The following is a 22,923-nucleotide window of genomic DNA, read 5'->3' as shown; positions in this document are numbered from 1 at the left end:
GAGTTAGCGATGGACAGCCGTAAACCGCTCGATTTCACCGCCATTAGCCTGATGCTGATGCTCTGTCTGATCTGGAGCATGCAGCAGATTGCTTTAAAGGCGACCGCAGCGGATTTCTCCCCGGTTCTGCAGATCGCGCTGCGCTCCGGTGTCGGTGCGCTGCTGGTTGGCGCCCTGATGCTGTTTCGCCGAGAACGGCTGAGCGTCTCGCAAGGCATCTGGAAAGCCGGGTGCCTGGCCGGCCTGCTATTCGCGCTGGAGTTTCTGCTGGTAGGCGAAGCCGTGCTCCACACTTCTTCCGGGCATGTGGTGGTGTTTCTCTATACCGCGCCGGTCTTTGCCGCGCTGGGCCTGCACTGGAAACTGCCAAACGAGCGGCTTGCACCTCTGCAATGGATCGGCGTGGGCCTTGCATTTGCCGGCATCGCGGTAGCCTTCTTGCGCGGGGCCGCCAGCGATTCGGCCATGGGAGACGTGCTCTGGGGTGACTTTCTGGCGTTACTGGGCGGAGCGGCCTGGGGCTCGACCACGGTGCTGGTCCGCACGACTCGGCTGTCGTCACTGCCGGCCACCCAGACGCTGCTTTATCAATTGCTGATGGGGTTCGCGCTGCTGCTGCCAATAGCGCTGCTTACCAGCCACACCACGTTCAATCCCACCGGGTTGGTCTGGCTCAGCTTGGGTTTCCAATCACTGCTGGTGTCCTTTGCCAGCTATCTGATCTGGTTCAGCCTGTTGCGCCGCTACCTGGCGTCGCGGCTGGGCGTACTGTCATTCCTGACGCCGCTGTTCGGTGTCGCGCTGGGCGTCTGGCTGCTGAGCGAGCCCATCGAACCAGGATTCGTCGCCGGTGCCTTGATGGCGCTGACGGGCATCGTTCTCGTCAGCGGCTACGGCTGGATTGTTGCGATCGCCAGGCGGTAGTGCCTGCCTCAGGCTTTGAGCGCATAAAGATAGGCTTGCACGCTCTCACCATTGGCAAGCCGCACGGCAGTCGGGATGCGCCGGTAGGCATCCCCCTCGAACTGATCGAGTCTGGCCCAATGGTCGGCGAGTGCTTCTGAACTGAACACGAAACCGTCAATCGTCTCGCCGTTCTCGTCCAGGTCGAGGCCGGGATAGCCCATCGCCGCGCCCCACCCTTCTGCTCGCAAGGTGCCGGTCACGCTGGCCGGCTCCCAAGAGCCCGGTACGTCAGCCAGAATGTGCGCATTGGGCCGCCCGGGCGCGAGGGTGCCGTATACGAAAAGCCGTTCAGTCATGTCTCTGTCCTGCTTGGTCTATCTGGCACTGCGTCGCCGGGCCGGTCATGCGTTCGCGGCGGCCTGCCACTCGCGCGGGCTGGTCCCGGTCTTGCGACGGAACGCGCGGGCAAGCGCGGACGGGCTTTCGTAGCCCACTTCGTCGGCGATCAGGGCGATAGGACGACCCTCTCGCAGGCGCTTCTGCGCCAGGCTTATGCGCCAGCTGGTGAGGTAGTCGGCTGGTGTCTGGCCGACCACCGATCTGAAGCTTGCAGCAAAGCTTGCGCGTGACATGTTCGACTCGGCAGCCAGTTCAGCCACCGACCAGGCACGCTCGGGTTCGGCATGCATCAAGGTCATCGCGCGGGCCAGTCGCAGGTCCGCCAGCCCCGCCATCATTCCCGAGGTCATGGTCTGACTGGCCATAAGGTGGCGCAGCATCTGGACGATAAGCAGCTCGAAAAGCCGCCCCATGACCGCCTCCCGACCGCAGTAACCGGCAAGTGCCTCCTCGAACAGCCAGCCCAGTGCACCATCGAGAATCGGCGCTTCGGCAACCGGCAGAAGCAACACATCGGGTAATGCCGCAGCCAGCGGGTTGTTCGCGCCTCCGCTGAAGCGCAGCGTCGCGCAAACCAGCCGTGCGTGCTCGGATTCACTGGCGATCATCCGGTGACGATAGGGCCGTGGAAAAACCATGACGGTTGGCTCGGTCAGCTTGACCTCGCTGTTGTCCTCCAAGCGCAGCGTCATGCTGCCCTCGCGCAACACATGGATGTAGCCCACCTGATCCGCGGTTTCGAACGCCGCAACGCCGCACAACTCCCCGCTGTGATAGAGCCCCGCACTCATGCCGAAATGAGTGAGCAGGCTAGATAGACGATCCATTCCAAGCCTCGATTAGACGATCAGTTGCATATTGTCGACGTTCTGAATCCGAAGCGCCGATTCGTCTGCGCATTATGTACCTGCACCTGACGCAAGGCACTCCTGAAGACCTGAGCCGTTTCAGCATTGGTGCTCCGGTCCTGAGCATAGCCAGCAACCAAACCGAATCCGAGCCACCTCAACGAAAAAGGTAGATCAACGTCATGACCACTGCATCCAAAAGCCGCAAAGTTGTAGCCGCCACTGTCCTCGCTGCCGCCTCTACCCTGGGCAGCGCCATGGCTTTCGCCGCCAAGCCGACGGTGATTCTGGTGCACGGCGCCTTTGCCGAGTCTTCCAGCTGGAACCGCGTCGCGGCCCGACTCATCGACCAGGGCTACCCAGTTATCTCCGCCGCTAACCCGCTGCGCGGCGTGGCTAATGACGCGGAGTACGTGTCCGACATCATCGAGCACACCCCCGGCCCCGTCGTACTGGTCGGCCACTCCTACGGCGGCAGCGTCATCACCAACGCGGTGAAGGGCAGCAGCAAGGTCAAGGCGCTGGTGTATGTCGCCGCGTTTGCCCCGGCCATCGGCGAAAGCGCGGCCACCTTGGCTGGCAAGTTTCCAGGCGGAACGCTCGGCCCGACGCTGGCGGAGCCGGTGCAGTTGAGCGATGGCAATCAGGATTTGTACATCCAGCAGGATAAATTCGCCGAACAGTTCGCCGCTGATGTCGCACCGGCCGAGGCGGCGCTCATGGCCGCCACGCAACGCCCCATCACTGCCGCTGCGCTCAATGAGGAGAGCCAGGAAAACGCGTGGAAGTACGTGCCCTCCTGGTTCGTCTACGGCACAGGTGACAAGAACATTCCGGAAGCAGCGCTGAAGTTCATGGCTGATCGGGCCGGATCGAAGAAGACAGTGACCATCCCGGGCGCCTCCCACGTAGTGATGACCTCCTATCCGGAAGAGGTGGCCGCACTGATCGATGAAGCGGCCCAGGCCACTACGAGGTAGTAACTAAAAAAACCGGCCGGTGAGTACGCTCACCGGCCGGTTTCTTTTCTTCCTGACCAAGGGAGTTTTCCGCAGCACTGGCGCCGCGAATACGGCGCCTTCACCACTACTGAGCGCCGGTTCGGCACATGCGTGGCCGGTGTTAAAGGTGGCTAAACCGATCACCGTTTCACTATCCGGCATTAAACAAAAACGCGAACGTACCGATAACCCGGCATGCCAAGCGGACCTTGCATCGAGGATGCACCGACCGCCAGGATCTTTCGGCTGGTTTCGTGGCTCAGCGGCCCTATCGCGAGCCTTTCAAGACCGGCATCACACCCTGCATATGGAAGCCTTCACTGTGCAACTCATCGATAACCGAGCGCTGATCAACGATGCCCTGAGCCAGTCCGCGACGCTCACTGGAGGGCACTTTGATCATCGTTATTGGTTGAGAAAAGTGACGGATGTGAAGCTGCTGATCATCTCCAAGCCGGAGGTTCTGTTCGACCTGTCGGTCAAGGTTTACATACCCCTGGCGCCAGGCCAGAAGGCGCCGCTCACCTATGGCGACGGCTGGTTCAACTGGCACTTTCTCGGCAGCAAAAGCGCGGTAGTGACAATCGCGCGGGAAATACTCTCTATCGCGATGCGTAACCAGAAAGCCAATTCTGCAGTGCTACAGGCATGGCTGGTTGAACTGGTCTCCTTCAAGCACAGCGACCATACGATCGTCGTGCTCGAACCTGAACCACAGCAGGATCAGGCGGGCCGTTAAGCCGTCTCGCCTGCGCCCAGCGCGGCCTCTTCATAATCGAGTTCGCGCAGCAGGGTCTGCAGCATCTGCTCATCGATCTGGTGACGCTTCCTCATCCGGTACATCTCCTTTCGCTGCACAGCAATGGCCTGGGCGCGGATATCTCGCTCCAGTGCCATCGCTTCACGCGCCTGGTTTTCCCGGCCCTGATAATCCATAAGGGCTTCAATGTCCTTTCGGTAAGACTCGGTAACCCGGGCGGTAACCTCGCTGCGCAGCAGTGCATCGTCGACATCTTCCACCGGGTTGGCCTGCTTCCAGCTCTCCATCCAGCTGACCGCCGCCTGCGCCGCGAGCCGTCGCGCTTTCTTCAACTCTTCTCGATGCTCTTTGTCCTCGGTGTTCGGGATGTGCTTGAGGAAGTACGGAATGCCCACCGCGCCAACCAGCAACGACAGGATGATCACTGCAGACGCCAGGAAGATCATCAGGTCGCGGCCTGGAAACGGCGCATCGCCGATCATCAGCGGAATCGAAAGCACACCGGCCAACGTGATCGCTCCGCGCACGCCCGCCACTGCACTGAGTGCGGAGAACAAGCGAAGCGGCTTCGGCTGGACCGTCTTGCCAAGGAGTCGAAGCACCCGCGCTTCGCCCCAGTGATAAGCAAATACAAAGACGAAACGGATGACCAGCAGCAACGCCATGATCGCCAGGGCGCTGAACACCAGCATCGGCATGTTGTAGGTCTCCTGGCCGGAGTCCTGCCATACGCGCTCTACGATTCGAGGGAACTGCAGACCCAGCAGCAGGAACACCAGGCCGTTGAAGCTGAAATCGAGCATTTCCCAGATGCTGCGGTTGAGGATGCGCGTACTGGTCTTCACCGGAAGCATGTCGATACGGCTCTGCACCATGCCCGCCGCCACGGCCGAGAGGATGCCCGACATCCCGGCATGCTCCGCGAGAAAGAACGCGGCAAAGGGCAGCAGCAGAATCATCACCACATAGGTGGCTGGATCGAACAGCCCACGGGCCGTCATCCACTGTTTGCCTTTCCCAACGGCCCAGCTCAGGCCTGCGCCGATCAACAGTCCGCCAAGGGCAATGACGAAGAATTCGCCGGTTACCGTGACCAGCGAAAAACTACCGGTAATGGCTGCAGCCAGCGCGAACTTAAAGGAAACCAGGCCGGTGGCGTCGTTCATCATCGCCTCGCCTTCCAGCTGGTGGGCCATGTGCCGAGGTAGCCGCCCTTGAGCGATGGCGATCACTGCAAGCGCGTCGGTGGGAGAAAGAATGGCAGCCAGCGCAAAGGCAGCACCCAGCGGAATCGCCGGTAACAACCAGTGAATGAAGTAACCGACCACTACCAGGATGATCAGCACCAGCACCAAGGCCATCGCGGTCATTTCGGGACCATGCTCGGTGAACTCGCGCTTAGGAATCTTCCAGCCGTCGTAGAACAGCAACGGCGGGATGAACAACAGCATGAATATCTCGGGACGCAACTCGACACCCATGCCGAACGGCGGGAGCGCCAGCAGGCTTCCCATGATGATCTGCAGGATGGGCAACGGCAGCGGAACGACATTGGCCAGAACACGGCTTACGCCTACAGCGAGCAACAGCAGGAAAATCAGATAAAGCGTTTCCATGGGGCGGGCGGATCTCGACAAAAAAATGAAGGCGGAATGCGGCGATTGCGCGCATACGACAAAAGTATAGTCAGGGGTTTGGGAATAGCCGGCTCGCTCGTCAGATCGGATCGACCTAACGCGTTGATAGCTGCCGCGCTCATCGCAATACAAGCGAAGACGTCACTTCCCTGTCTTTCCGTCACGCGCGAGAGGACGCTTAGCGGCATTCAGCCGTACCGCCTGTCGCAAACGTCCCGAACAGAAGACACAGTGTCCAGTTGGCATGACATTTCTTCGCTCGTTGTCCTGACAACTGGACAAGGTTCCGCCGATCAGGCTTCCGCTTCTTACACTCGCGAATGCCGAGCCAGAGCGCTGGAGATCCCACGACCGGACCGGTCATCGCCGCTTGCGGCTCGTCAGCGCCGGCTGGCATAGCTTTAGCTCTTCGATCCACGCGTGGCTAATGCCCGATCGCTGCCCTGCTCGCCTCGACGCGTCAGTCCGCAAAACCAACAACAAGAAGAAGGAAGCCCCATGACTGCTCCCCGTGTTCTTCGTGTCATCCGCGATGACTGCAGACGCCCGCCTCACCTGCTAGTGGCCGCACCCGCATTGCTGGCGTTGGCAATTGCCGAACCTGGCTTCGCGGCGGGATGCAATGAGCTGCCTGGCACCATGATCCCCGCCTCCGCCATTGCTTTACCGACCTCCGGTGCCAGCGTGACTGCCGCTACATTGACCCCAGGTGGCGGCACTGCACCACAGGTTAATGGACCCTACTGCGACTTGAATGTGGAGATCGCACCGGTCGACCCAAGCGCACCGACGATAAAAATGCGCATTGCGCTGCCCGAGCAGTGGAACGGCAAAGCGATGATGTATGGCGGCGGCGGATACAACGGCACCATTCCCAACGTTGTCGGCAACGTGCCGGCCGGCCCGGTCGACCAGCCAACCCCACTCGGACGCGGGTATGCCGTATTCGGCAGCGACTCGGGACACGTCGCCAATCCGATCAGCCCCGGTGACTTCGCCTGGAACGACGAAGCGTTGGCGAACTACGCTCACGACGCGCTGAAGAAAACCCGTGATACCGCGATCTACCTGATCGCGCAGCGCTACGGCCGCGCGCCTGAGCGCAGCTATTTCGCTGGAGGCTCGACCGGTGGCCGTGAAGCGCTTGCGGTGGTGCAGCAGTGGCCGACCGACTTTCAGGGCGCCATCGTGCTCTATCCAGCCTACAACGCCGCAGCGCTTGACCTGCAGTTCGGCCGCATCACCCGCGCGCTGGCCGCTCCCGGTGCCTTCCCGAGCCTGGAAAAACGAGCCGCATTGCTGGAGGCCGCGATGCAGGCCTGCGACGAAATGGACGGCGCGCGTGATCGTGTCATCAGTAATCAGGCGGCTTGCAATGCCAGATTCGACCCTGCCAAAGCCACGCTCGACGGGCGTCCGTTACGCTGTGCTGGCGGCGCCGATACCGGTGAACGCTGCCTGTCCGACGCGCAGATCGAAGCACTCAAGGTGTTCGATACGCCGATCCGCTTCAGTCAACCGCTGGCCAGTGGCGAGCGCGGCTACCCCGGTTTCAACACCTGGGGCACCGATCTGGGGCGTCCCGGCACAGGTTTGCAATTGGTGGTCAACCGGCTAGGGCTCAATACGCTGCAGCCAGACTATCCGATGCCCTTGCACGGCACCGGTTTTACCGAGGGAGCGCCCTATCATTCGGGCTTCTGGGATGAATGGGTACGCTACTTCGTCACTCGCAATTCCTCGTTCAACTCGCTTTCGCTCGATCCAAGCAATCTCGGCCCCTGGCAGGCGCGAGTAGACCAGCTGTCGCTGCGCCAGGACGTCAACCAGACCGACCTGTCCGACTTTGCAGCAAACGGCGGCAAGATCCTGATGGCTCACGGCACCTCCGATCAGCTGGTCAGCACACGCGCCACGGCGGACTACTATCGCCGCGTTCAGCAGGACATGGGGATGGGCCGAACCCGGCACTTCATGCGCTATTACGAGATCCCCGGCTACGCCCACGCGGCCAGCACGGTGTTCAACGCCGCCTGGGACTCGCTGACAGCGCTGGAAAACTGGGTCGAACTCGGCGTCGCGCCCAGACGGCAGATCGTGACCGACACCGTCGCGGTGCCTGGCCGCACCCGGCCGCTCTGTGAGTACCCGGCCTGGCCGAGGTACAAAGGGCGAGGCGACATCAACGATGCGTCGAGATTCGTCTGCATGAGAAGCCGCGGTCATCAGAACTAGGAAAAACCGGACGGAGCGCTTCGGTCTGCCGTGCGCTCCGTCCCACCTCGCCGAGCCGCATTACATGTGCCTGCAAAAAACCTGATTGCCCCAGCCGAGTCGGCCGTCAATGCGAGCCCTTATCGTGTCGGCTGAACGCATCGAGCCGATGCAGACCTCCGCCAGCTGCCATCACTACCACTGGTCCCTGAGGCCTCAAGCTACCTGGGCCAGAGCCGATACCTCTCCTGTTGCCGCGTCTTCACTCGACGGCTGATTGGACTAGAGGTTTCTCACTCATGTTTTCGCTTCAAACCATCAAGGCTCGCTATACGATCACTTTCGTGGGCTTCGTGCTCGTGGTCGTACTGTTTACTGTTCTGGGTATCAAGCGTTTCGTCACGCCTCAACTCATTGCAGCTGGCGAGTCCATCGTGCTTTCCGATGTCAATGAAATCGGCCAGCGCATCTCGATCGAACTGGCGCAGGTTGCTGCTCAGGCGCGGAGCATCACTCAAACCGTCCCCATGTTGGACAGCGATGAGATCGACCGCGTGCTGCCTGGTCTGGTGGACCAGTACGGTGATGTGAAGGTCTTCGGCGGCGGCATCTGGCCCCTGCCGGAAAAGCGCACACCCGGACGCGCCAAGCACAGCACCTTCTATCATCGCGATCAGTCCGGAAAGCTGGTGGTGAACACCCACTGGAACTCCCCCGAATCGCTGAATTATTTCGAACAGCCTTGGCACCGTGGCGGCCTGCAGGCACCGCGCGGCCAGTGCGTATGGGCCGCAGCATATAAGGACGATGCCAGCGCCGAACCGCGCACCAACTGCGCCATGACCATCTACAAGGACGGCGCGGCGTGGGGCGTGTCGACGATCGACCTGACCCTGGGCTTCTTCAACCGCCTGGTTGCGGAAAAGCAGGACGAGATCGGTGGCGAAGTCATGGTCGTTGAAGCCGACGGCAAGATTCTGAGCAACCAGCCGCAGCTGAGTGGCGACATGGTGCTGCGCAACGTGTCCGAGCTGTCCAGCCAGTCACCTTTCATCGCCACTATCCAGAAGGCGTTGGCGGGCACGTCACAACAGCTTCAGCGGGAAACCTACAGCAGCAAAACCGGAGAAGAGTTCAGCTTCTTCCTGACGCCCATCGAAGGAACACCCTGGCTGCTGGCCGCCGCGCTGCCCACTGCTCATCTCGAGGCGAAGAGCGATGCGATGCTCAAGGCGCTGGCGTCTCTGCAGATCCCGATGGTGCTGATCCTGATGGTGCTGATGATCGTTGCGCTGAACCAGCTGATGAAGCGTCTTGACGTGCTGCGCTCTAATATCGATGCGCTGTCCGCTGGCGATGCTGACCTGACCAAGCGAATCGATATCAAAGGCCAGGACGAGGTCGATCAGGTCGGCCGCTCGGTCAATGGCTTCATCGGTTATCTGCAGAACATGATGATCGACGTGAGCGACGCGACTACCCAGATCCACTCGGAAATCGGCCAGCTCAAGCAGCTGTCACGTTCGACCAACGATGCGCTGGCACGGCATGCATCGGAAACAGATCAGGCAGTCACGGCCATCAATGAAATGAGTTCGACCGCGGAGTCCGTTGCGCAAAGCGCCAGCGACACCGCTGCCTACACGCAGACTGCCAACCAGAACGCGTTGTCCTCGAAACGGGTCGTCGACGATGCATCCACCAGCGTGCGCGCGCTGGTAAGCGAAGTCGAAAGCGCAACTGCCAAGGTGCAGGCGATGGAAGCCGACGCCAAGCGCATCAACAACGTGCTGGGCGTCATCGGCGACATCGCCGGGCAGACCAATCTGCTCGCCCTGAACGCCGCAATCGAGGCCGCGCGAGCAGGTGAACAAGGCCGTGGTTTCGCAGTAGTTGCCGATGAGGTTCGCGCCCTGGCGGCACGGACCCAACAGAGCACGTCGGAGATCAACGAAATGCTGCACCACCTGCAGCAAGCAGTCGGTTCCGCCGTTCAAGCCATGGAGCAGACCAAGGTCAGCTGCCAGGCGACTGCAGACAAGACTGCCCAGGTCACAGTCGGCCTCGACGAGATGACCAACTCGGTCGTTCACATCAACGATCTGAGCACCCAGATCGCCACCGCCGCCGAAGAGCAAAGCGCAGTGGCCGAGGAGATCAATCGGAACATGGTCGCGGTTCGCCACGTGGTCGACGAACTGGTGGAAAGCGGTGTGAGCGTGGACCGCAGCACCGAGTCGCTGCTCAGCACCAACGGACGACTGACCGCTCTAGTGAATCGATTCAAGGTGCGCTAACGCGAGGCACTCGTTAACAGAAAAGGCCCTGCGGGGCCTTTTCCTTTTTGGATCGCTCACCAGTTCAGTCGCGAAGAAACTCCAGCACTGAGCGGGTGAAACGCTCTCCCGCTTCGACGTTGGACAGGTGCGCAGCATCGAGCTCCACAAGCTCGGCGTTGGCGACCCGTTGCTCGATGAAACGGCCGTGTTCGGTGGTGGTCACCGGGTCCTTGCTGCCGCAGACGATCAGCATTGGCACCTTGATCCCGCTCAGCTGCTCACGGTAATCGGCGTCCCGCACGGCGCCGCAGTTGGCGGCGTAGCCGCTTGGCGAAGTGCTGGCGATCATCTGGGTGATGCGGTTGACCTGCTCGGGATGCTGCTCGGCGAAGGGCGGCGTGAACCAGCGTGATACGGACGCATCGCGCATGTCACGCATGGCCTGTGCGCCGCCTTTGAGCACGGTATCGATGCGGTCATTCCACACCTCTTCGGTGCCGATCTTCGCGCCGGTGTTGCAGATCACCAGTCGCGTCAATCGCTCGCCCGCGTTGATGCCAAGCCACTGACCGATCAAACCGCCCATGGACAGACCGCAGAAAGCGAAACGATCGATACCGAGCGAATCCACCAGCGCCAGCACGTCGCGGCCCAGCTGATCGATGCTGTAAGGCCCCGGCGTTACGGATGAGCCACCGTGGCCGCGGGTGTCGTAGCGCAGAACGCGAAAGTGTTCAGTGAACGCCGGAACCTGCGCATCCCACATACCGAGCGAGGTGCCGAGCGAGTTGGACAGCACCAGCACCGGGGCGTCGACCGGGCCATCGAAACGGTAACTCAGTTCGCCATCGGCGAGCTTTACGCTGGGCATGGCAGCCCTCCTGGAGTCGAACTTAAAGGTTGAACAGATGAGCTAGGCGGCCGCCACACAAGCCATGCGCGGCAAAGCCCATCACAGCAGTGAAAACGTTGGTGGGCTGAAGCCCAGCACGACGCGCCTCTTAGACCCTCTCAACCGCCAACGCCAGGCCCTGCCCTACGCCCACGCACATGGTCGCCAGGCCAAGCTTGCCGCCGGATTTTTCCAGCGCATGCACGGTGGTCATCACCAGGCGCGCGCCGCTCATGCCCAGCGGGTGACCAAGGGCGATGGCGCCGCCTTGCGGATTGACCTTAGGGCTGTCGTCTTCCAGGCCGAGATCACGGGTGACCGCCAGCGCCTGTGCAGCGAAGGCTTCGTTTAGTTCGATCACGTCGAAGTCGCTCACCGCCATATTCAGCCGCTCGCACAACTTGCGCACAGCCGGCACCGGACCGTAGCCCATGACGCGTGGCGCGACGCCAGCGCTGGCCATACCAAGCACCTTGGCGCGAGGCGTTAGTCCGTATTTCTGCACGGCTTCGGCGCTGGCGAGAATCAGCGCAGCAGCGCCATCGTTGACGCCCGAGGCATTGCCGGCCGTGACGGTCTTGTCCGGTCCGTTGACAGGTTTGAGCTTTGCCAGCGCCTCGGCCGTGGTGTCCGGACGCGGGTGCTCGTCGGTATCCACGACGGTGTCACCCGTGCGGCCCTTGATCACCACCGGAACGATTTCTTCAGCGAAGAAACCGGCCGCCTGCGCCTTGCCGGTGCGCTGCTGGCTGCGCAGGGCGAAAGCGTCCTGATCCTCGCGGCTGATCTTGTGCGCTTCCGCAACGTTGTCAGCGGTCTGCGGCATGGCATCGACGCCGTACATTTCTTTCATCTTCGGGTTGATGAAGCGCCACCCGATAGTGGTGTCCTCGATCTTCTGGGTTCGGCCAAAGGCTGTGTCGGCCTTGCCCATCACGTAAGGCGCGCGGGTCATGGACTCGACGCCGCCGGCGATGGCCAACTCCATCTCACCGCAGGCGATGGCGCGGAAGGCGCTGCCAACGGCATCCATCCCCGAGGCGCAGAGGCGGTTAAGGGTCACGCCGGGTACGGTTTCCGGCAGTCCGGCCAGCAACGCCGCCATACGCGCCACGTTACGGTTGTCTTCGCCGGCCTGGTTCGCGCTACCCATGAAGACCTCTTCGATCGCTGCAGGATCGAGTCCGGGATTGCGTTCCAGCAGGGCTTTGATTGGCGTGGCGGCCAGGTCGTCGGTACGCACGGCAGCCAAAGCCCCGCCGAAGCGCCCGATGGGCGTGCGTACGGCATCGCAGATAAAGACTTCGCGTGTCACTCGTCACCTCCAGATTGTCCGTGGGCGGCGGCGGTGCGAGCCTCGAGGGCGCGCAAGGCCTCCAGTTCAGTCTTGGTCGGGCGCGCGGTTTCGCTCAGATCATCAGCGAACCGGATCGCCCAGCCGGTGTTCTCGATCACCTGCTCGCGGGTCACGCCCGGGTGCAGCGAGGTCACTACGAACTCGTTGGACCCGGATTCGGGCTCCATGATGCACAGGTCGGTGATGATTCCCACAGGCCCGTTGCCCGGCAAACCAAGCTGCTTGCGGTGGTCACCACCATCGCCGAAACCGACGGAGGTGATGAACGCCAGCTTGTCGACGAAGGTGCGATGCGACTGCTTGAGGATGATCAGTACTTGCTTGGCCGACCCGGCAATTTCGGGCGCCCCGCCCGCCCCTGGCAAGCGAACTTTCGGTTGGTGATAGTCGCCGATCACCGTGGTGTTGATGTTGCCGAACTTGTCGACCTGCGCCGCGCCGAGAAAGCCGACGTCGATGCGACCGCCCTGCAGCCAGTAACGAAAGATCTCGGCAGTGGGCACCACGGTGTCGGCGGTCTCGGCCAGTTCGCCGTCACCTATCGACAGTGGCAATACCGAGGGCTTGGCGCCGATGGGGCCGGACTCGTAGATCAGCACGACTTCTGGCGCGTGAGTCAGTCGGGCCAGGTTAGCCGCCTTGGAGGGCAACCCGATCCCGACGAAACAGACGCTGCCATCGCCCAGACGGCGGGATGCGGCGACGGTCATCATTTCATTGGTGCTGTAGTCGCTCATCACTTGGCCTCCTGCTGCGCGGCCAGCTTGGCCCCTATCTTTTCTTGAAAGGCTGAAAAATCTACGGTGCCGCGGATGAATTCATCGACCCAGGCAGTGAAGGTCTGGCGGTCACGGGCAATCGGGTCCCACTGCTGATAGAAACGGTTGTCTCGCTCGTAATAGCCATGGGCATAAGACGGATGTGCGCCGCCCGGCACCAGGCATACCGCGCTCAACGCCCAGGTTGGCAGTACGCAGGCATTCATCGGCGCCTGCAGGTCGTCCACGATTTCCTCCACGGTGACGATGCAGCGCTTGGCCGCCAGCGCCGCCTCCTTCTGCACGCCCAGAATCCCGGCAATCAGCACGTTGCCCTTGCGGTCGGCTTTCTGCGCATGGATCACGGTCACATCAGGACGCACGCTCGGCACAGCTGCCAGCGTCTCGCCGGTGAACGGGCAATCGATAAACTTGATCATCGGATTGACCTTCGGCAGATCGGAACCCAGATAGGCCCGAAGGACGGCGAATGGCAGACCCGAAGCGCCAGCGACATAGGCATTCGCGAGATCGGCATGGCTGTGCTCTTCGATCTCCAGCGGCTGCGGCCACTGCTTTTCCACGGCATCACGCAGACGATGAAGAGAGCCGACGCCCGGATTACCGCCCCAGGAAAAAACCAGCTTCTTCGCGCAGCCGGCGCCAATCAGCAGATCGTAGACAAGATCGGGCGTCATCCGTACCAGCGTCAGGTCTTTCTTGTCCTGACGGATGATCTCGTGCGCGGCAGCCGTGGGAATCAGATGCGTGAAGCCTTCGAGGGCAACGGTGTCGCCATTGCTGACGAAGCGCTCGACGGCCTCGCGAAGGGAAAGGAGTTCGGCCATGGTCAGTCTCGTGTCGTTGTCTGGATGCGCGTGGAGCTGCGCGTGAGAACAACACTAACCAGCGGCCGGAACGAGAACAATCCGATAATCGAATCATTGTGCGATTAACGAACAAAAGCGTTGTGGGAGATAAAGCGATAAACGAGTTCAGGGCAATAACACTGGCCCGTCAGTGGAAGAGCCGTGTGCTCAGCTCCTTGCTCGCCTCCAGCAATACCGGCAGAAAGCGCGCCTCCAGTTCCTGCTTGGACACCCGGCTGGCGTGGGTGCCGACATTCAGCGCTGCCAGCACTTGCCCGGCGGAATCCTTCAGCGGCACAGCCAGCGACCGCAACCCGACCTCCAGCTCCTGATCGATGATCACCCAACCCTTCTGCCTGATCTCGTCGACCGATGCCCGAATCGCCTCAGGCGCGTGTAGCGTGCGGCTGGTCTTGATCTGCAGATTGGCATGTTCGAGATAGTCGGTCAGAGCCGCATCGTCCAGAGCTGCCAGCAGAATGCGGCCCATGGACGTGCAGTAAGCCGGCAAACGGCTGCCGACGCTCAGATCCACAGAGATCAGACGCTGCGGCGTGGCCGATCGCGCGACATAAAGCACCTCGTCGCCTTCCAGCGTAGCCATCGAACAGGCTTCGTGCAGCTCATCGCTGAGGCGGTCGAGGATCGGTTGGGCCGTAACAGCCAGCGGCGTCGATGACAGGTAAGCATGACCGAGCGTCAGCACCTTGGGCAGCAACGAATAAGTGCGTCCGTCAGTAGTCGCGTAGCCGAGCTTGATCAGCGTATGCAGGCAACGCCGCACTGCCGCACGAGGGATCTCGGTGCGGTGGCTGATCTGCGCAATGGTGAGATGTCGCTTGCGCTCCTGAAACGCATGGATCACCGCGAGCCCGCGTGCCAGTGAGGTCATGAAGTTCGGGTCGCCGGTCAACGCCTCGATGCGCTTGGCCGGCGAGGCGATGATGGCTGGAACCATGGGCGAAATGCTGGGGCGGGATTCGTCGGTCATGAGCGGAAGCCTGGCTAAGAGCGATGGGCGATTATCGTCCAGCAGGGCGATAATCGCAAAAACAGCCCAGAACAGTCGTCATCAGCGTCAGGTTGCACTCAGGGCATGCGTGGTGGAATCACGCCTTGCTCATCACCGCGGCGATCTTCTCGGCCAGCGCATCCAGCCCAAACGGCTTACCCAGCCTGGGAAGTCGGCCTGCTCTGCCGGTCAATTTGTCGGCATAGCCGGTGACGAGGATGACGGGCAGCGCCGGGTATCGATGCCTTATGAAGTCGGCCAGTTGCGACCCGGTCATGTGTGGCATGGCCTGATCGGTCAGCACCAGCTGCACGCTGTCCTGCGCCAGGATATCGAGCGCCTGCTCAGCTGACTCCGCTTCGAGAACATGACAGCCGAGTTCCTCCAGCATCGCAGCGGTGGTCATCAACACCAGCGGGTCGTCATCCACAGCAAGCACCCTGAGCGCGACCGGGCACTGCACATCGGGTGCCGGACACGCTTCGGCTTCGGGCGCCTCGTGGGTATCCGCGGCCACTGGTAGCCACAACTCTGCCGTGGTGCCGCGCCCCGGTTCACTTTTGATCACCAACCGGCCGCCAGATTGCGCGGCAAGACCATGGACCATTGAAAGCCCGAGTCCCGTGCCCTTGCCCACTCCTTTTGTGGTGAAAAACGGCTCCATTGCCTGATCGAGCGTTGCCTGGTCCATGCCCTCGCCCTCATCGGTGAGCGCCAGGCAGACGTAAACGCCAGGCGACAGCGAATCGTCCCCCGCATCGAGCCTGTGCTCACGGGCCGATATCGTCACGGAGCCGCCGTCCGGCATCGCGTCGCGTGCATTCACCGCCAGATTCAGTAGGGCTAGTTCCAGCTGGTTGGCGTCCGCCAGAACGGGCTTCAGCGTCAGCGGAGAACGGGTGTCGATTTCGATTCGCGGACCCAGCGATTGCCGCAGCAGATCAGCCATCCCGCGCACCATGGCCGGGACATCGACAAGCTCCAGATGCAGCTCCTGCCGCCGCGCAAATGCCAGCATGCGCTGGGACAGCGTGATGCCGCGCTGGGCACCCTGTATCGCGTTATCCAGCAAGGGAATGATCTTTTGATCATCCGGAGCACGGCGACGCACCAGTTCGAGCGCGCCAACCACCGCCATGAGCAGGTTGTTGAAGTCATGCGCGATGCCGCCGGTGAGCCGGCCAAGCGATTCCATTTTCTGCGCCTGGAACAGCGCCTCACGCGCGCTTTCCAACTCGCGCTGCGCCTCCATACTTTCGGTGATATCGCGGGTCACCTTCGCAAAACCGATCAGGGTGCCGGTGTCGCTTCGGATCGGGTCGACCACCACGCTGGCGAAGAATCGCGAGCCATCCTTGCGCACCCGCCAGCCCTGACTGGCAAAACGCCCTTCGCGCAGCGCGGTGTCGAGCCCTCGCTGCGGCGCGCCATCTAGCCGATCTTCATCCGTAAAAAAGACCGAATAGTGCTGCCCGACAATCTCATCCGGCAGATAGCCCTTGATGCGCTCGGCGCCCAGGTTCCAGTTGGTTACCCGGCCATCGGGATCGAGCATATAAATGGCGTAGTCCGTGACGGCCTGAACCAGCAAGCGAAACTGCTGCTCGCTTTGCTTGAGCGACTCCTCGGCCAGCTTCCGCTCGGTGAGGTCGCGGGTGACCTTGGCAAAGCCAAGCACTGTGCCGTCAGGCGACCAGATCGGGTCGATCACCACATGGCACCAGAATCTCGTGCCATTCTTGCGCAGTCGCCAACCCTCCCCTTCGAATCTCCCTTCAGCAACGGCAGTATCCAGCGCGCGTTGCGGCAGCCCGCTCGAGCGATCTTCGTCACTATAAAAACGGGAAAAGTGCTCGCCGAGAATCTCTGCTTCGTCGTAGCCCTTGAAGCGTTTTGCACCTGGATTCCAGCTCGCGACTCTACCGTCCGCATCGAGCATGTAGATGGCGTAATCGGTGACCGCGTCGACAAGCAGGCGGTAACGCTCTTGCGCCGCAATCGACGCATCCAGAGATGCCACGTTGCGCATGAGCGCTCCTGCATCCGAGTGATTTGGTCAGGATTATGGTTAGCAGGACTGGGAAAGGAAAGCCGACAGCGCCGGAGCACGTTCCAGCCCGCTGTTGGCATCACGATTCTACAAGGACCGGTGCGGATGTAAGTTGTGTTTGCGCAGCGTCTCTGACGGCAGCTCGCCAACGGCGCTCTGTAGGTTTCCGTGAACGCCCCAGATGCGACGCTGCATGCACGCATCTATTGGAACCCGCAAACCAGAGCCCTGGAACGAAAACGCCTCGGCAAAGCGAGGCGTTTGATCGTCAGCGATGAGCGGCGTAGTAACCCGTGACTAGACCGAGAAGCGACCCACCAGAGCCCGCAACCCGACGGCGAGCTGTGCCAGCTCCTGGCTGGCAGCGCTGGTCTGGTTGGCGCCAGCGGAGGTCTGCATGGAGAGGTCACGGATGTTCATCAGGTTGCGGTCCACTTCACGAGAAACCTGCGCCTGTTCCTCCGACGCGCTGGCCACGACCAGGTTGCGCTCACTGATGGTCGCGATCGCGGCGGCGATCTGATCCAGTGCCTGGCCTGCAGCCTGGGCCACGACGAGTGTGGAATGCGCTTGCTGATTGCTTTGCTGCATGGCGTGCACAGCGCTTTCGGTCCCGTGCTGGATGCCCCCGATCATCTCTTCGATTTCCTGAGTCGACTGTTGAGTACGGTGCGCCAGGGCACGTACCTCGTCAGCAACTACAGCAAAGCCACGTCCGGCATCACCGGCACGCGCAGCCTCGATGGCAGCGTTAAGTGCAAGCAGGTTCGTCTGCTCTGCAATCGCGCGGATCACGTCCAGCACCTTGGTGATATCACGCACCTTATTTGCCAGTTCGCCCACCTGACCGGCCGTGGTGGTGACGCCTTGTGCCAGTTCGTTGATGGATTGCACGGTGCGGCTCACCTGCTGCTGCCCTTCCCGACCCGACTGCTCCGATTGCTTGGATGCTTCTGCGGTCGCCACCGCGTTACGGGCGACTTCATCGACTGCTGCGGTCATCTCGTTTACAGCGGTGGCAGCCTGTTCGATCTCACTGTTCTGTTGCAGCAGGCCCCGGCTCGAATCCTCGGTCACCACATTGAGTTCTTCGGCGGCAGACGCAAGCTGTGTGGATGAATCCGAGATGCTCATGATGGTTTCACGCAGGCTAGCCTGCATGGCTTTCATGGACTCCAGCAGACGAGCCGGTTCGTCCTTGCCGACCACCGTGATGGTTTTGGTCAGATCGCCGGCGGCTACGACCTCGGTTACCCGAACAGCTTCAGCCAGCGGCTGAACTATGCTGCGAATCAGCAGCCAGGCAAGCAGCGCCGTGACCATGGCGGCTATAACGATCGCAGCAATGACCGCCAAACGAGCACCCTCGTAGGTGTCGCTGGAACTCTGCGTTGCACTGTTTATGCCCTGCGAATTGAAGTCATTAAGCACTCTAAGTGACGACATCAATGCTTCTGCATCGTTGATAAAAGTCTGACTCAGATAATTCAGGGCGTCTTCTAGAAGACCTTGAGCAACATAGTCAGCGACCTGTTTTTGGCTCGCCTGGTATATCCCATAGAGACGCTTGACGTCGTTGAAGAGCTTTGTCTCTTCCTGTCCGGTCAGGTACTTCTCATATTCCGCGCTTAGCTCGGTTATCTGTCCGGTAAGTTCGGTGAGGCTGGCTTTGCTTTTTGCCAACGCCGCCTCATCGGTGAGAGTTGTCAAACGCAACGTGTGGATACGCTGGCGCAGTACAGCCTGGTTTATTTCGTTGAGTGTCGTGACCGATGGCACCCAGTTACCGCCCACGTCCTTGCTGGCCATATCCATGCGTGACATTTGCGTGAGTGAGAACACGCCTACACACAGCAGTAAGAATGCAACCAGACCGAAGCCCAGACCTGCGCGAGGGGCGATGCCAATATTGCGTAGAAACATGAGTGTCACCTATCCATAAGTTAGCCAACTGCGCACCGTGATGCCTCGAGGCTGGGTGCTGGCGGACAGGCGTTGGTAGTGAGGCCGGTCCATGCTCGCTTATCGGTTGTGCGCCGCAGACCTTAAACACCACTCATCTAAGGATTGATCTTGGTCAAGAAAACGGGGCATGCAACCGCCGGTTAGCTGTCATGCGTCGGGATAGGCCACGCTCGCACGTAACGCATCGGCAATGGCCTGCGCCGCAACCGAGAGTTCGTGTCCGGGTTTGGTCAGGAAGCCTACCGGCCGTTCGATCACCGGATCGCTCAGGGCAACGCATTGGGCGCCGACCTCCAGCATCTGCGCGCGACACAGGGCCGGCACCGCACTGACACCCAGACCGCAGGCCACCATGCGGCCGACCGTTGCCAGCTGATGGCTTTCGAACTGCACCGGCAGGTTGCGGCCGCGCGGACGCAGGTGGTCCTCCAGCATGAAGCGCACCGTGGATGGCCTTTGCAGGGTAATGAAGGGGTGCTCTAGCAACTCATCCCAGATCAGCCCGCCGCTGGCCGCCAGCGGTGAATCTGCCGGCACCACCGCAACGAACCGATCCGTGTAGAGCGGTGTGAAACTCAACGGCATGCCCGGCTCGGGCTCGAAGGCAATGCCGAGTTCCACCTGGCGATCACGAACCATCTCCATCACCTGCTCATTGATCACGTCATGCACGGTGACGCTGATCGAGGGGTACTGATCGCTGAAGTCGCGCAACACCGCGGGCAACAGATTGCCCGCGAAGGACGGCATCGACGCCAGCGCCACCCTGCCCTGTTTCAAGGTGAAACGCTGCCGCAGCTCATCCTCGGTATTGTCCCAGTCCGCCAGCAATCTACGCGCCAGTGGCAGCAGCGCTTCGCCTTCGGGCGTCAGGCTCACGGCGCGTGTGGTACGGCTGAACAGGCGCCCGCCCATCCCGTCCTCAAGCGCCTTGATGGTCAGGCTCAGCGCCGATTGCGACAGGTGCAACCGCTCGCATGCCTGGGCAAAGCTCAGGGTGTGGGCCACGGCAAGAAAAGCACGCAGTTGTTTGACGGTCATGATTCTTCCCATTGCGCACGCGACGAGTCGCGCGGCCGCATTGATTCGTTTCGCCAATTAATAGCGCTTAAAAATCAACTTAACAAATACCGGCGTGAAAGGAACACTCGGAACACGACCCTTGGGTCACCAACAACAAGAAGGAAAGGTTTATGGCTGGTTTCGACAAGCGCGTGAATTCCTACGCCGAGGCGCTCGATGGCTTGCAGGACGGCATGACCGTGCTCGCCGGTGGCTTCGGCCTGTGCGGCATCCCCGAGAACCTGATCGCCGAAATCAAGCGCAAGGGCACCTGCGATCTGACGGTGGTTTCCAACAACTGCGGCGTCGATGGCTTCGGTCTTGGCGTGCTGCTGGAAGACCGACAGATCCGCAAGATGATCGCCTCCTACGTAGGCGAGAACGCACTCTTTGAAAAGCAGCTGCTCAATGGTGAACTCGAAGTCGAGCTGACGCCCCAGGGCACGCTAGCGGAAAAAATGCGCGCCGGTGGTGCCGGCATCCCCGCCTTCTACACGGCGACCGGCTACGGCACGCCCATCGCGGAAGGCAAGGACGTACGTGAGTTCAACGGCCGTCCACATATCCTCGAACACGCCATTACCGGCGACTTCGCCATCGTCAAAGGCTGGAAGGCCGACCGCTACGGCAACGTCATTTACCGCCACACGGCGCAGAACTTCAACCCGCTGGCGGCCGCTGCCGGAAAAATCACGGTGGTTGAAGTCGAGGAAATCGTCGAGCCCGGCGAGATCGACCCTACCCAGATCCACACGCCCGGCATCTACGTGGACCGCATCATCTGCGGAACCTTCGAAAAGCGCATTGAAAAGCGCACCGTCCGCAGCTGATCACAAGAATAAGGAACAGACGATGGCACTTTCCCGCGAACAAATGGCCCAGCGCGTCGCCCGTGAACTGCAGGACGGCTACTACGTAAACCTCGGCATCGGCATCCCGACCCTCGTCGCCAACTACGTGCCTGAGGGCATGGAAGTCATGCTGCAATCGGAGAACGGCCTGCTCGGCATGGGCGCCTTTCCAACGGAAGACGAACTCGACGCTGACATGATCAATGCCGGCAAACAGACCGTCACCGCACGGGTCGGCGCGTCCATCTTCAACTCCGCCGAATCCTTCGCGATGATCCGCGGTGGCCATATCGACCTCACCGTGCTCGGCGCTTTCGAGGTCGACGTGCAGGGCAACATCGCCTCCTGGATGATCCCGGGCAAACTGATCAAAGGCATGGGCGGGGCGATGGATCTTGTCGCGGGTGCAGAGAACATCATCGTGCTGATGACCCATGCGTCCAAGGATGGTGAATCCAAGCTGCTGCCCAAGTGCACGCTGCCGCTGACCGGCGCTGGCTGTATCAAGCGTGTGCTGACCGATCTGGCCTATCTTGAAATCGAGAACGGTGCCTTTGTACTCAAGGAACGCGCGCCCGGCGTGAGCGTCGAGGAAATCGTCGCCAAGACAGCCGGCGAGCTGGTGGTGCCGGATCACGTGCCGGAAATGACGTTCTAGACACGCATGTGTTGCTTTGGGAACGCAAGCCAGACCCATCGCGATTGTGGGAGTTAGCGGCGCGTGATCGCCAGCAAGCTGGCTCCTACGGAGTGTGCGAGCTCGGCAACGCATGCGTTGACCACGCCCGTGATCTAGAAAATGACACGCCGCCATCACAACAACATCCAATTCAAACTGGAGCCTGAACATGCAAGACGTCGTTATCGTCGCAGCAACCCGGACCGCCATCGGTGCTTTTCAAGGCGCGCTGGCCAACATCGCCGCGCCTGACTTGGGCGCAGCCGTGATCAAACGCCTGCTGGAACAGACCGGGCTGGACCCCGCCGAAGTCGATGAAGTCATCCTCGGGCAGGTCCTGACCGCCGGCTCCGGCCAGAACCCCGCGCGCCAGGCTTCGATCAAGGCGGGCCTGCCCCATGCGGTGCCGTCTTTCACGCTGAACAAGGTCTGCGGGTCCGGCCTCAAGGCGCTGCATTTGGCTACGCAAGCGATTCGCTGCGGCGACGCCGAAGTGATCATCGCCGGTGGCCAGGAGAACATGAGCCTCGCACCCTACGTGCTGCCCAAGGCGCGTACCGGCCTGCGCATGGGCCATGCAGAACTTGTCGACAGCATGATCACGGATGGTCTGTGGGATGCCTTCAACGATTTCCACATGGGCATCACCGCGGAGAACCTGGTCGACAAGTACGAGATCAGCCGTGAAGCCCAGGACGCCTTTGCCGCCTCCTCGCAGCAGAAAGCCGTCGCCGCTATCGAGGCCGGGCGGTTCAAGGACGAGATCACGCCGATCGAGATTCCCCAGCGTAAGGGCGAGCCACTGCGCTTCGACACTGACGAGCAACCGCGAGCCGGCACCACGGCCGAGTCGCTGGCAAAACTCAGGGCCGCTTTCAAGAAAGACGGTTCGGTCACCGCTGGCAACGCATCCAGCCTGAACGATGGCGCTGCAGCGGTGCTACTGATGAGCGCGGACAAGGCCAAAGCCCTCGGTCTACCCGTACTCGCACGCATCAAGGCCTACGCCAACGCTGGCGTCGACCCGGCAATCATGGGCATCGCGCCGGTTTCCGCCACCCGCCGCTGCCTGGACAAGGCAGGTTGGTCGCTGGACCAGCTCGACCTGATCGAAGCCAACGAGGCGTTTGCCGCGCAGGCATTGTCGGTCGGCCAGGAACTCGGTTGGGACGCAAGCAAGGTCAACGTAAACGGCGGTGCCATTGCCCTCGGCCACCCCATCGGCGCGTCGGGCTGTCGTGTGCTGGTCACCCTGCTCCACGAAATGATCCGGCGCGACGCGAAGAAAGGCCTGGCGACGCTGTGCATCGGTGGCGGTCAGGGCGTGGCGCTGGCAATCGAACGCAGCTGAAAAGCTCCAGCCACTCGTAAGGGGGATCAACAA

At 61.3% G+C, this 22,923-nt stretch carries 19 protein-coding genes; 8 read left to right on the top strand and 11 right to left on the bottom strand.

The window, feature by feature from the left end; genetic code table 11:
* Nucleotides 1-9 precede the first annotated feature (9 nt).
* Complete coding sequence (locus NA619_RS18910) at nt 10-924, top strand: DMT family transporter (protein ID WP_255963354.1); 915 nt, start codon at nt 10-12, stop codon at nt 922-924.
* Nucleotides 925-932: 8 nt separating this feature from the next.
* Here NA619_RS18910 and NA619_RS18905 read toward each other — a convergent pair whose 3' ends face one another.
* Together NA619_RS18905 and NA619_RS18900 are read right to left on the bottom strand one after the other, a co-directional pair.
* Nucleotides 933-1,262, bottom strand: coding sequence for a gamma-glutamylcyclotransferase family protein (locus NA619_RS18905; protein WP_255963353.1), 330 nt, complete (start codon nt 1,260-1,262; stop codon nt 933-935).
* Between the two features lie 45 nt (nt 1,263-1,307).
* Nucleotides 1,308-2,132, bottom strand: coding sequence for an AraC family transcriptional regulator (locus NA619_RS18900; protein ID WP_255963352.1), 825 nt, complete (start codon nt 2,130-2,132; stop codon nt 1,308-1,310).
* Nucleotides 2,133-2,335: 203 nt separating this feature from the next.
* Here NA619_RS18900 and NA619_RS18895 point away from each other — a divergent pair, with 203 nt between their 5' ends.
* Both NA619_RS18895 and NA619_RS18890 read left to right on the top strand, forming a co-directional pair.
* Nucleotides 2,336-3,133, top strand: a complete 798-nt coding sequence (locus tag NA619_RS18895) for an alpha/beta fold hydrolase (protein WP_255963351.1) — start codon at nt 2,336-2,338, stop codon at nt 3,131-3,133.
* Between the two features lie 19 nt (nt 3,134-3,152).
* Nucleotides 3,153-3,893, top strand: coding sequence for a hypothetical protein (locus tag NA619_RS18890; RefSeq protein ID WP_255963350.1), 741 nt, complete (start codon nt 3,153-3,155; stop codon nt 3,891-3,893).
* Here the strand turns inward: NA619_RS18890 and NA619_RS18885 are convergent.
* Complete coding sequence (locus NA619_RS18885) at nt 3,890-5,530, bottom strand: Na+/H+ antiporter (RefSeq protein ID WP_255963349.1); 1,641 nt, start codon at nt 5,528-5,530, stop codon at nt 3,890-3,892. The two genes, NA619_RS18890 and NA619_RS18885, sit on opposite strands and share 4 nt — an antisense overlap.
* 519 nt (nt 5,531-6,049) lie before the next feature.
* Here NA619_RS18885 and NA619_RS18880 point away from each other — a divergent pair.
* Both NA619_RS18880 and NA619_RS18875 read left to right on the top strand, forming a co-directional pair.
* The gene (locus tag NA619_RS18880) at nt 6,050-7,786 is read left to right on the top strand and encodes a tannase/feruloyl esterase family alpha/beta hydrolase (RefSeq protein WP_255963348.1); all 1,737 of its coding nucleotides are present in this window, start codon (nt 6,050-6,052) and stop codon (nt 7,784-7,786) included.
* 278 nt (nt 7,787-8,064) lie between these two features.
* Nucleotides 8,065-10,062 (top strand): methyl-accepting chemotaxis protein, encoded by a 1,998-nt coding sequence (locus NA619_RS18875; RefSeq protein WP_255963347.1) that lies wholly within the window; start codon nt 8,065-8,067, stop codon nt 10,060-10,062.
* 64 nt (nt 10,063-10,126) lie between these two features.
* On the opposite strand, the gene pcaD is transcribed toward NA619_RS18875, so the two are convergent.
* The 8 genes from pcaD to NA619_RS18835 form a co-directional block, all read right to left on the bottom strand.
* Nucleotides 10,127-10,915: a 3-oxoadipate enol-lactonase gene (pcaD, locus tag NA619_RS18870; RefSeq protein ID WP_255963346.1), complete on the bottom strand. Its 789-nt coding sequence runs from the start codon at nt 10,913-10,915 to the stop codon at nt 10,127-10,129.
* 130 nt (nt 10,916-11,045) lie between these two features.
* On the bottom strand, nt 11,046-12,251 hold the full coding sequence (pcaF, locus tag NA619_RS18865) for a 3-oxoadipyl-CoA thiolase (RefSeq protein WP_255963345.1): 1,206 nt from the start codon (nt 12,249-12,251) through the stop codon (nt 11,046-11,048).
* Nucleotides 12,248-13,030 carry a CoA-transferase subunit beta gene (locus NA619_RS18860; RefSeq protein WP_255963344.1) on the bottom strand — a complete coding sequence of 261 codons (783 nt, stop codon included), beginning with the start codon at nt 13,028-13,030 and terminating at the stop codon, nt 12,248-12,250. Before NA619_RS18860 ends, pcaF begins: the two co-directional genes overlap by 4 nt.
* The gene (locus tag NA619_RS18855; protein ID WP_255963343.1) at nt 13,030-13,899 is read right to left on the bottom strand and encodes a CoA transferase subunit A; all 870 of its coding nucleotides are present in this window, start codon (nt 13,897-13,899) and stop codon (nt 13,030-13,032) included. The genes NA619_RS18860 and NA619_RS18855 overlap by 1 nt, the downstream gene beginning before the upstream one ends.
* Nucleotides 13,900-14,068: 169 nt before the next feature.
* On the bottom strand, nt 14,069-14,911 hold the full coding sequence (locus NA619_RS18850; RefSeq protein ID WP_272891832.1) for an IclR family transcriptional regulator domain-containing protein: 843 nt from the start codon (nt 14,909-14,911) through the stop codon (nt 14,069-14,071).
* Nucleotides 14,912-15,029: 118 nt separating this feature from the next.
* Entirely contained in the window at nt 15,030-16,961 is a 1,932-nt protein-coding gene (locus NA619_RS18845; protein ID WP_255963342.1) for a hybrid sensor histidine kinase/response regulator, read from the bottom strand.
* Between the two features lie 318 nt (nt 16,962-17,279).
* Nucleotides 17,280-18,905: a methyl-accepting chemotaxis protein gene (locus NA619_RS18840; RefSeq protein ID WP_255963341.1), complete on the bottom strand. Its 1,626-nt coding sequence runs from the start codon at nt 18,903-18,905 to the stop codon at nt 17,280-17,282.
* Between the two features lie 189 nt (nt 18,906-19,094).
* The gene (locus NA619_RS18835) at nt 19,095-19,988 is read right to left on the bottom strand and encodes a LysR family transcriptional regulator (RefSeq protein ID WP_255963339.1); all 894 of its coding nucleotides are present in this window, start codon (nt 19,986-19,988) and stop codon (nt 19,095-19,097) included.
* A 152-nt stretch (nt 19,989-20,140) separates the two neighbouring features.
* Here NA619_RS18835 and NA619_RS18830 point away from each other — a divergent pair, with 152 nt between their 5' ends.
* From NA619_RS18830 to NA619_RS18820, 3 genes are all read left to right on the top strand, one after another.
* Entirely contained in the window at nt 20,141-20,839 is a 699-nt protein-coding gene (locus NA619_RS18830) for a CoA transferase subunit A (protein WP_255963338.1), read from the top strand.
* 22 nt (nt 20,840-20,861) lie between these two features.
* The gene (locus NA619_RS18825; RefSeq protein WP_255963337.1) at nt 20,862-21,518 is read left to right on the top strand and encodes a CoA transferase subunit B; all 657 of its coding nucleotides are present in this window, start codon (nt 20,862-20,864) and stop codon (nt 21,516-21,518) included.
* A gap of 190 nt (nt 21,519-21,708) precedes the next feature.
* Nucleotides 21,709-22,890, top strand: coding sequence for an acetyl-CoA C-acetyltransferase (locus NA619_RS18820; RefSeq protein WP_255963336.1), 1,182 nt, complete (start codon nt 21,709-21,711; stop codon nt 22,888-22,890).
* Nucleotides 22,891-22,923: the final 33 nt, after the last annotated feature.

The sequence above is a fragment of the Stutzerimonas stutzeri genome (genome assembly GCF_024448895.1).
GTDB lineage: Bacteria > Pseudomonadota > Gammaproteobacteria > Pseudomonadales > Pseudomonadaceae > Stutzerimonas > Stutzerimonas stutzeri_Q.
The sequence above is the reverse complement of the archived record's forward strand: the minus strand, read 5'-3'. Positions and strand labels throughout refer to the sequence as shown.

Coding starts and splice junctions, on each gene's coding strand:
- NA619_RS18900 (WP_255963352.1), bottom strand. CDS start 2,132: ATGGATCGTCTATCTAGCCTGCTCACTCATTTCGGCATGAGTGCGGGG.
- NA619_RS18905 (WP_255963353.1), bottom strand. CDS start 1,262: ATGACTGAACGGCTTTTCGTATACGGCACCCTCGCGCCCGGGCGGCCC.
- NA619_RS18830 (WP_255963338.1), top strand. CDS start 20,141: ATGGCTGGTTTCGACAAGCGCGTGAATTCCTACGCCGAGGCGCTCGAT.
- NA619_RS18880 (WP_255963348.1), top strand. CDS start 6,050: ATGACTGCTCCCCGTGTTCTTCGTGTCATCCGCGATGACTGCAGACGC.
- NA619_RS18885 (WP_255963349.1), bottom strand. CDS start 5,530: ATGGAAACGCTTTATCTGATTTTCCTGCTGTTGCTCGCTGTAGGCGTA.
- NA619_RS18850 (WP_272891832.1), bottom strand. CDS start 14,911: ATGACCGACGAATCCCGCCCCAGCATTTCGCCCATGGTTCCAGCCATC.
- NA619_RS18855 (WP_255963343.1), bottom strand. CDS start 13,899: ATGGCCGAACTCCTTTCCCTTCGCGAGGCCGTCGAGCGCTTCGTCAGC.
- NA619_RS18835 (WP_255963339.1), bottom strand. CDS start 19,988: ATGACCGTCAAACAACTGCGTGCTTTTCTTGCCGTGGCCCACACCCTG.
- NA619_RS18875 (WP_255963347.1), top strand. CDS start 8,065: ATGTTTTCGCTTCAAACCATCAAGGCTCGCTATACGATCACTTTCGTG.
- NA619_RS18820 (WP_255963336.1), top strand. CDS start 21,709: ATGCAAGACGTCGTTATCGTCGCAGCAACCCGGACCGCCATCGGTGCT.
- NA619_RS18845 (WP_255963342.1), bottom strand. CDS start 16,961: ATGCGCAACGTGGCATCTCTGGATGCGTCGATTGCGGCGCAAGAGCGT.
- pcaD (WP_255963346.1), bottom strand. CDS start 10,915: ATGCCCAGCGTAAAGCTCGCCGATGGCGAACTGAGTTACCGTTTCGAT.
- NA619_RS18840 (WP_255963341.1), bottom strand. CDS start 18,905: ATGTTTCTACGCAATATTGGCATCGCCCCTCGCGCAGGTCTGGGCTTC.
- NA619_RS18895 (WP_255963351.1), top strand. CDS start 2,336: ATGACCACTGCATCCAAAAGCCGCAAAGTTGTAGCCGCCACTGTCCTC.
- NA619_RS18825 (WP_255963337.1), top strand. CDS start 20,862: ATGGCACTTTCCCGCGAACAAATGGCCCAGCGCGTCGCCCGTGAACTG.
- NA619_RS18910 (WP_255963354.1), top strand. CDS start 10: ATGGACAGCCGTAAACCGCTCGATTTCACCGCCATTAGCCTGATGCTG.
- NA619_RS18860 (WP_255963344.1), bottom strand. CDS start 13,030: ATGAGCGACTACAGCACCAATGAAATGATGACCGTCGCCGCATCCCGC.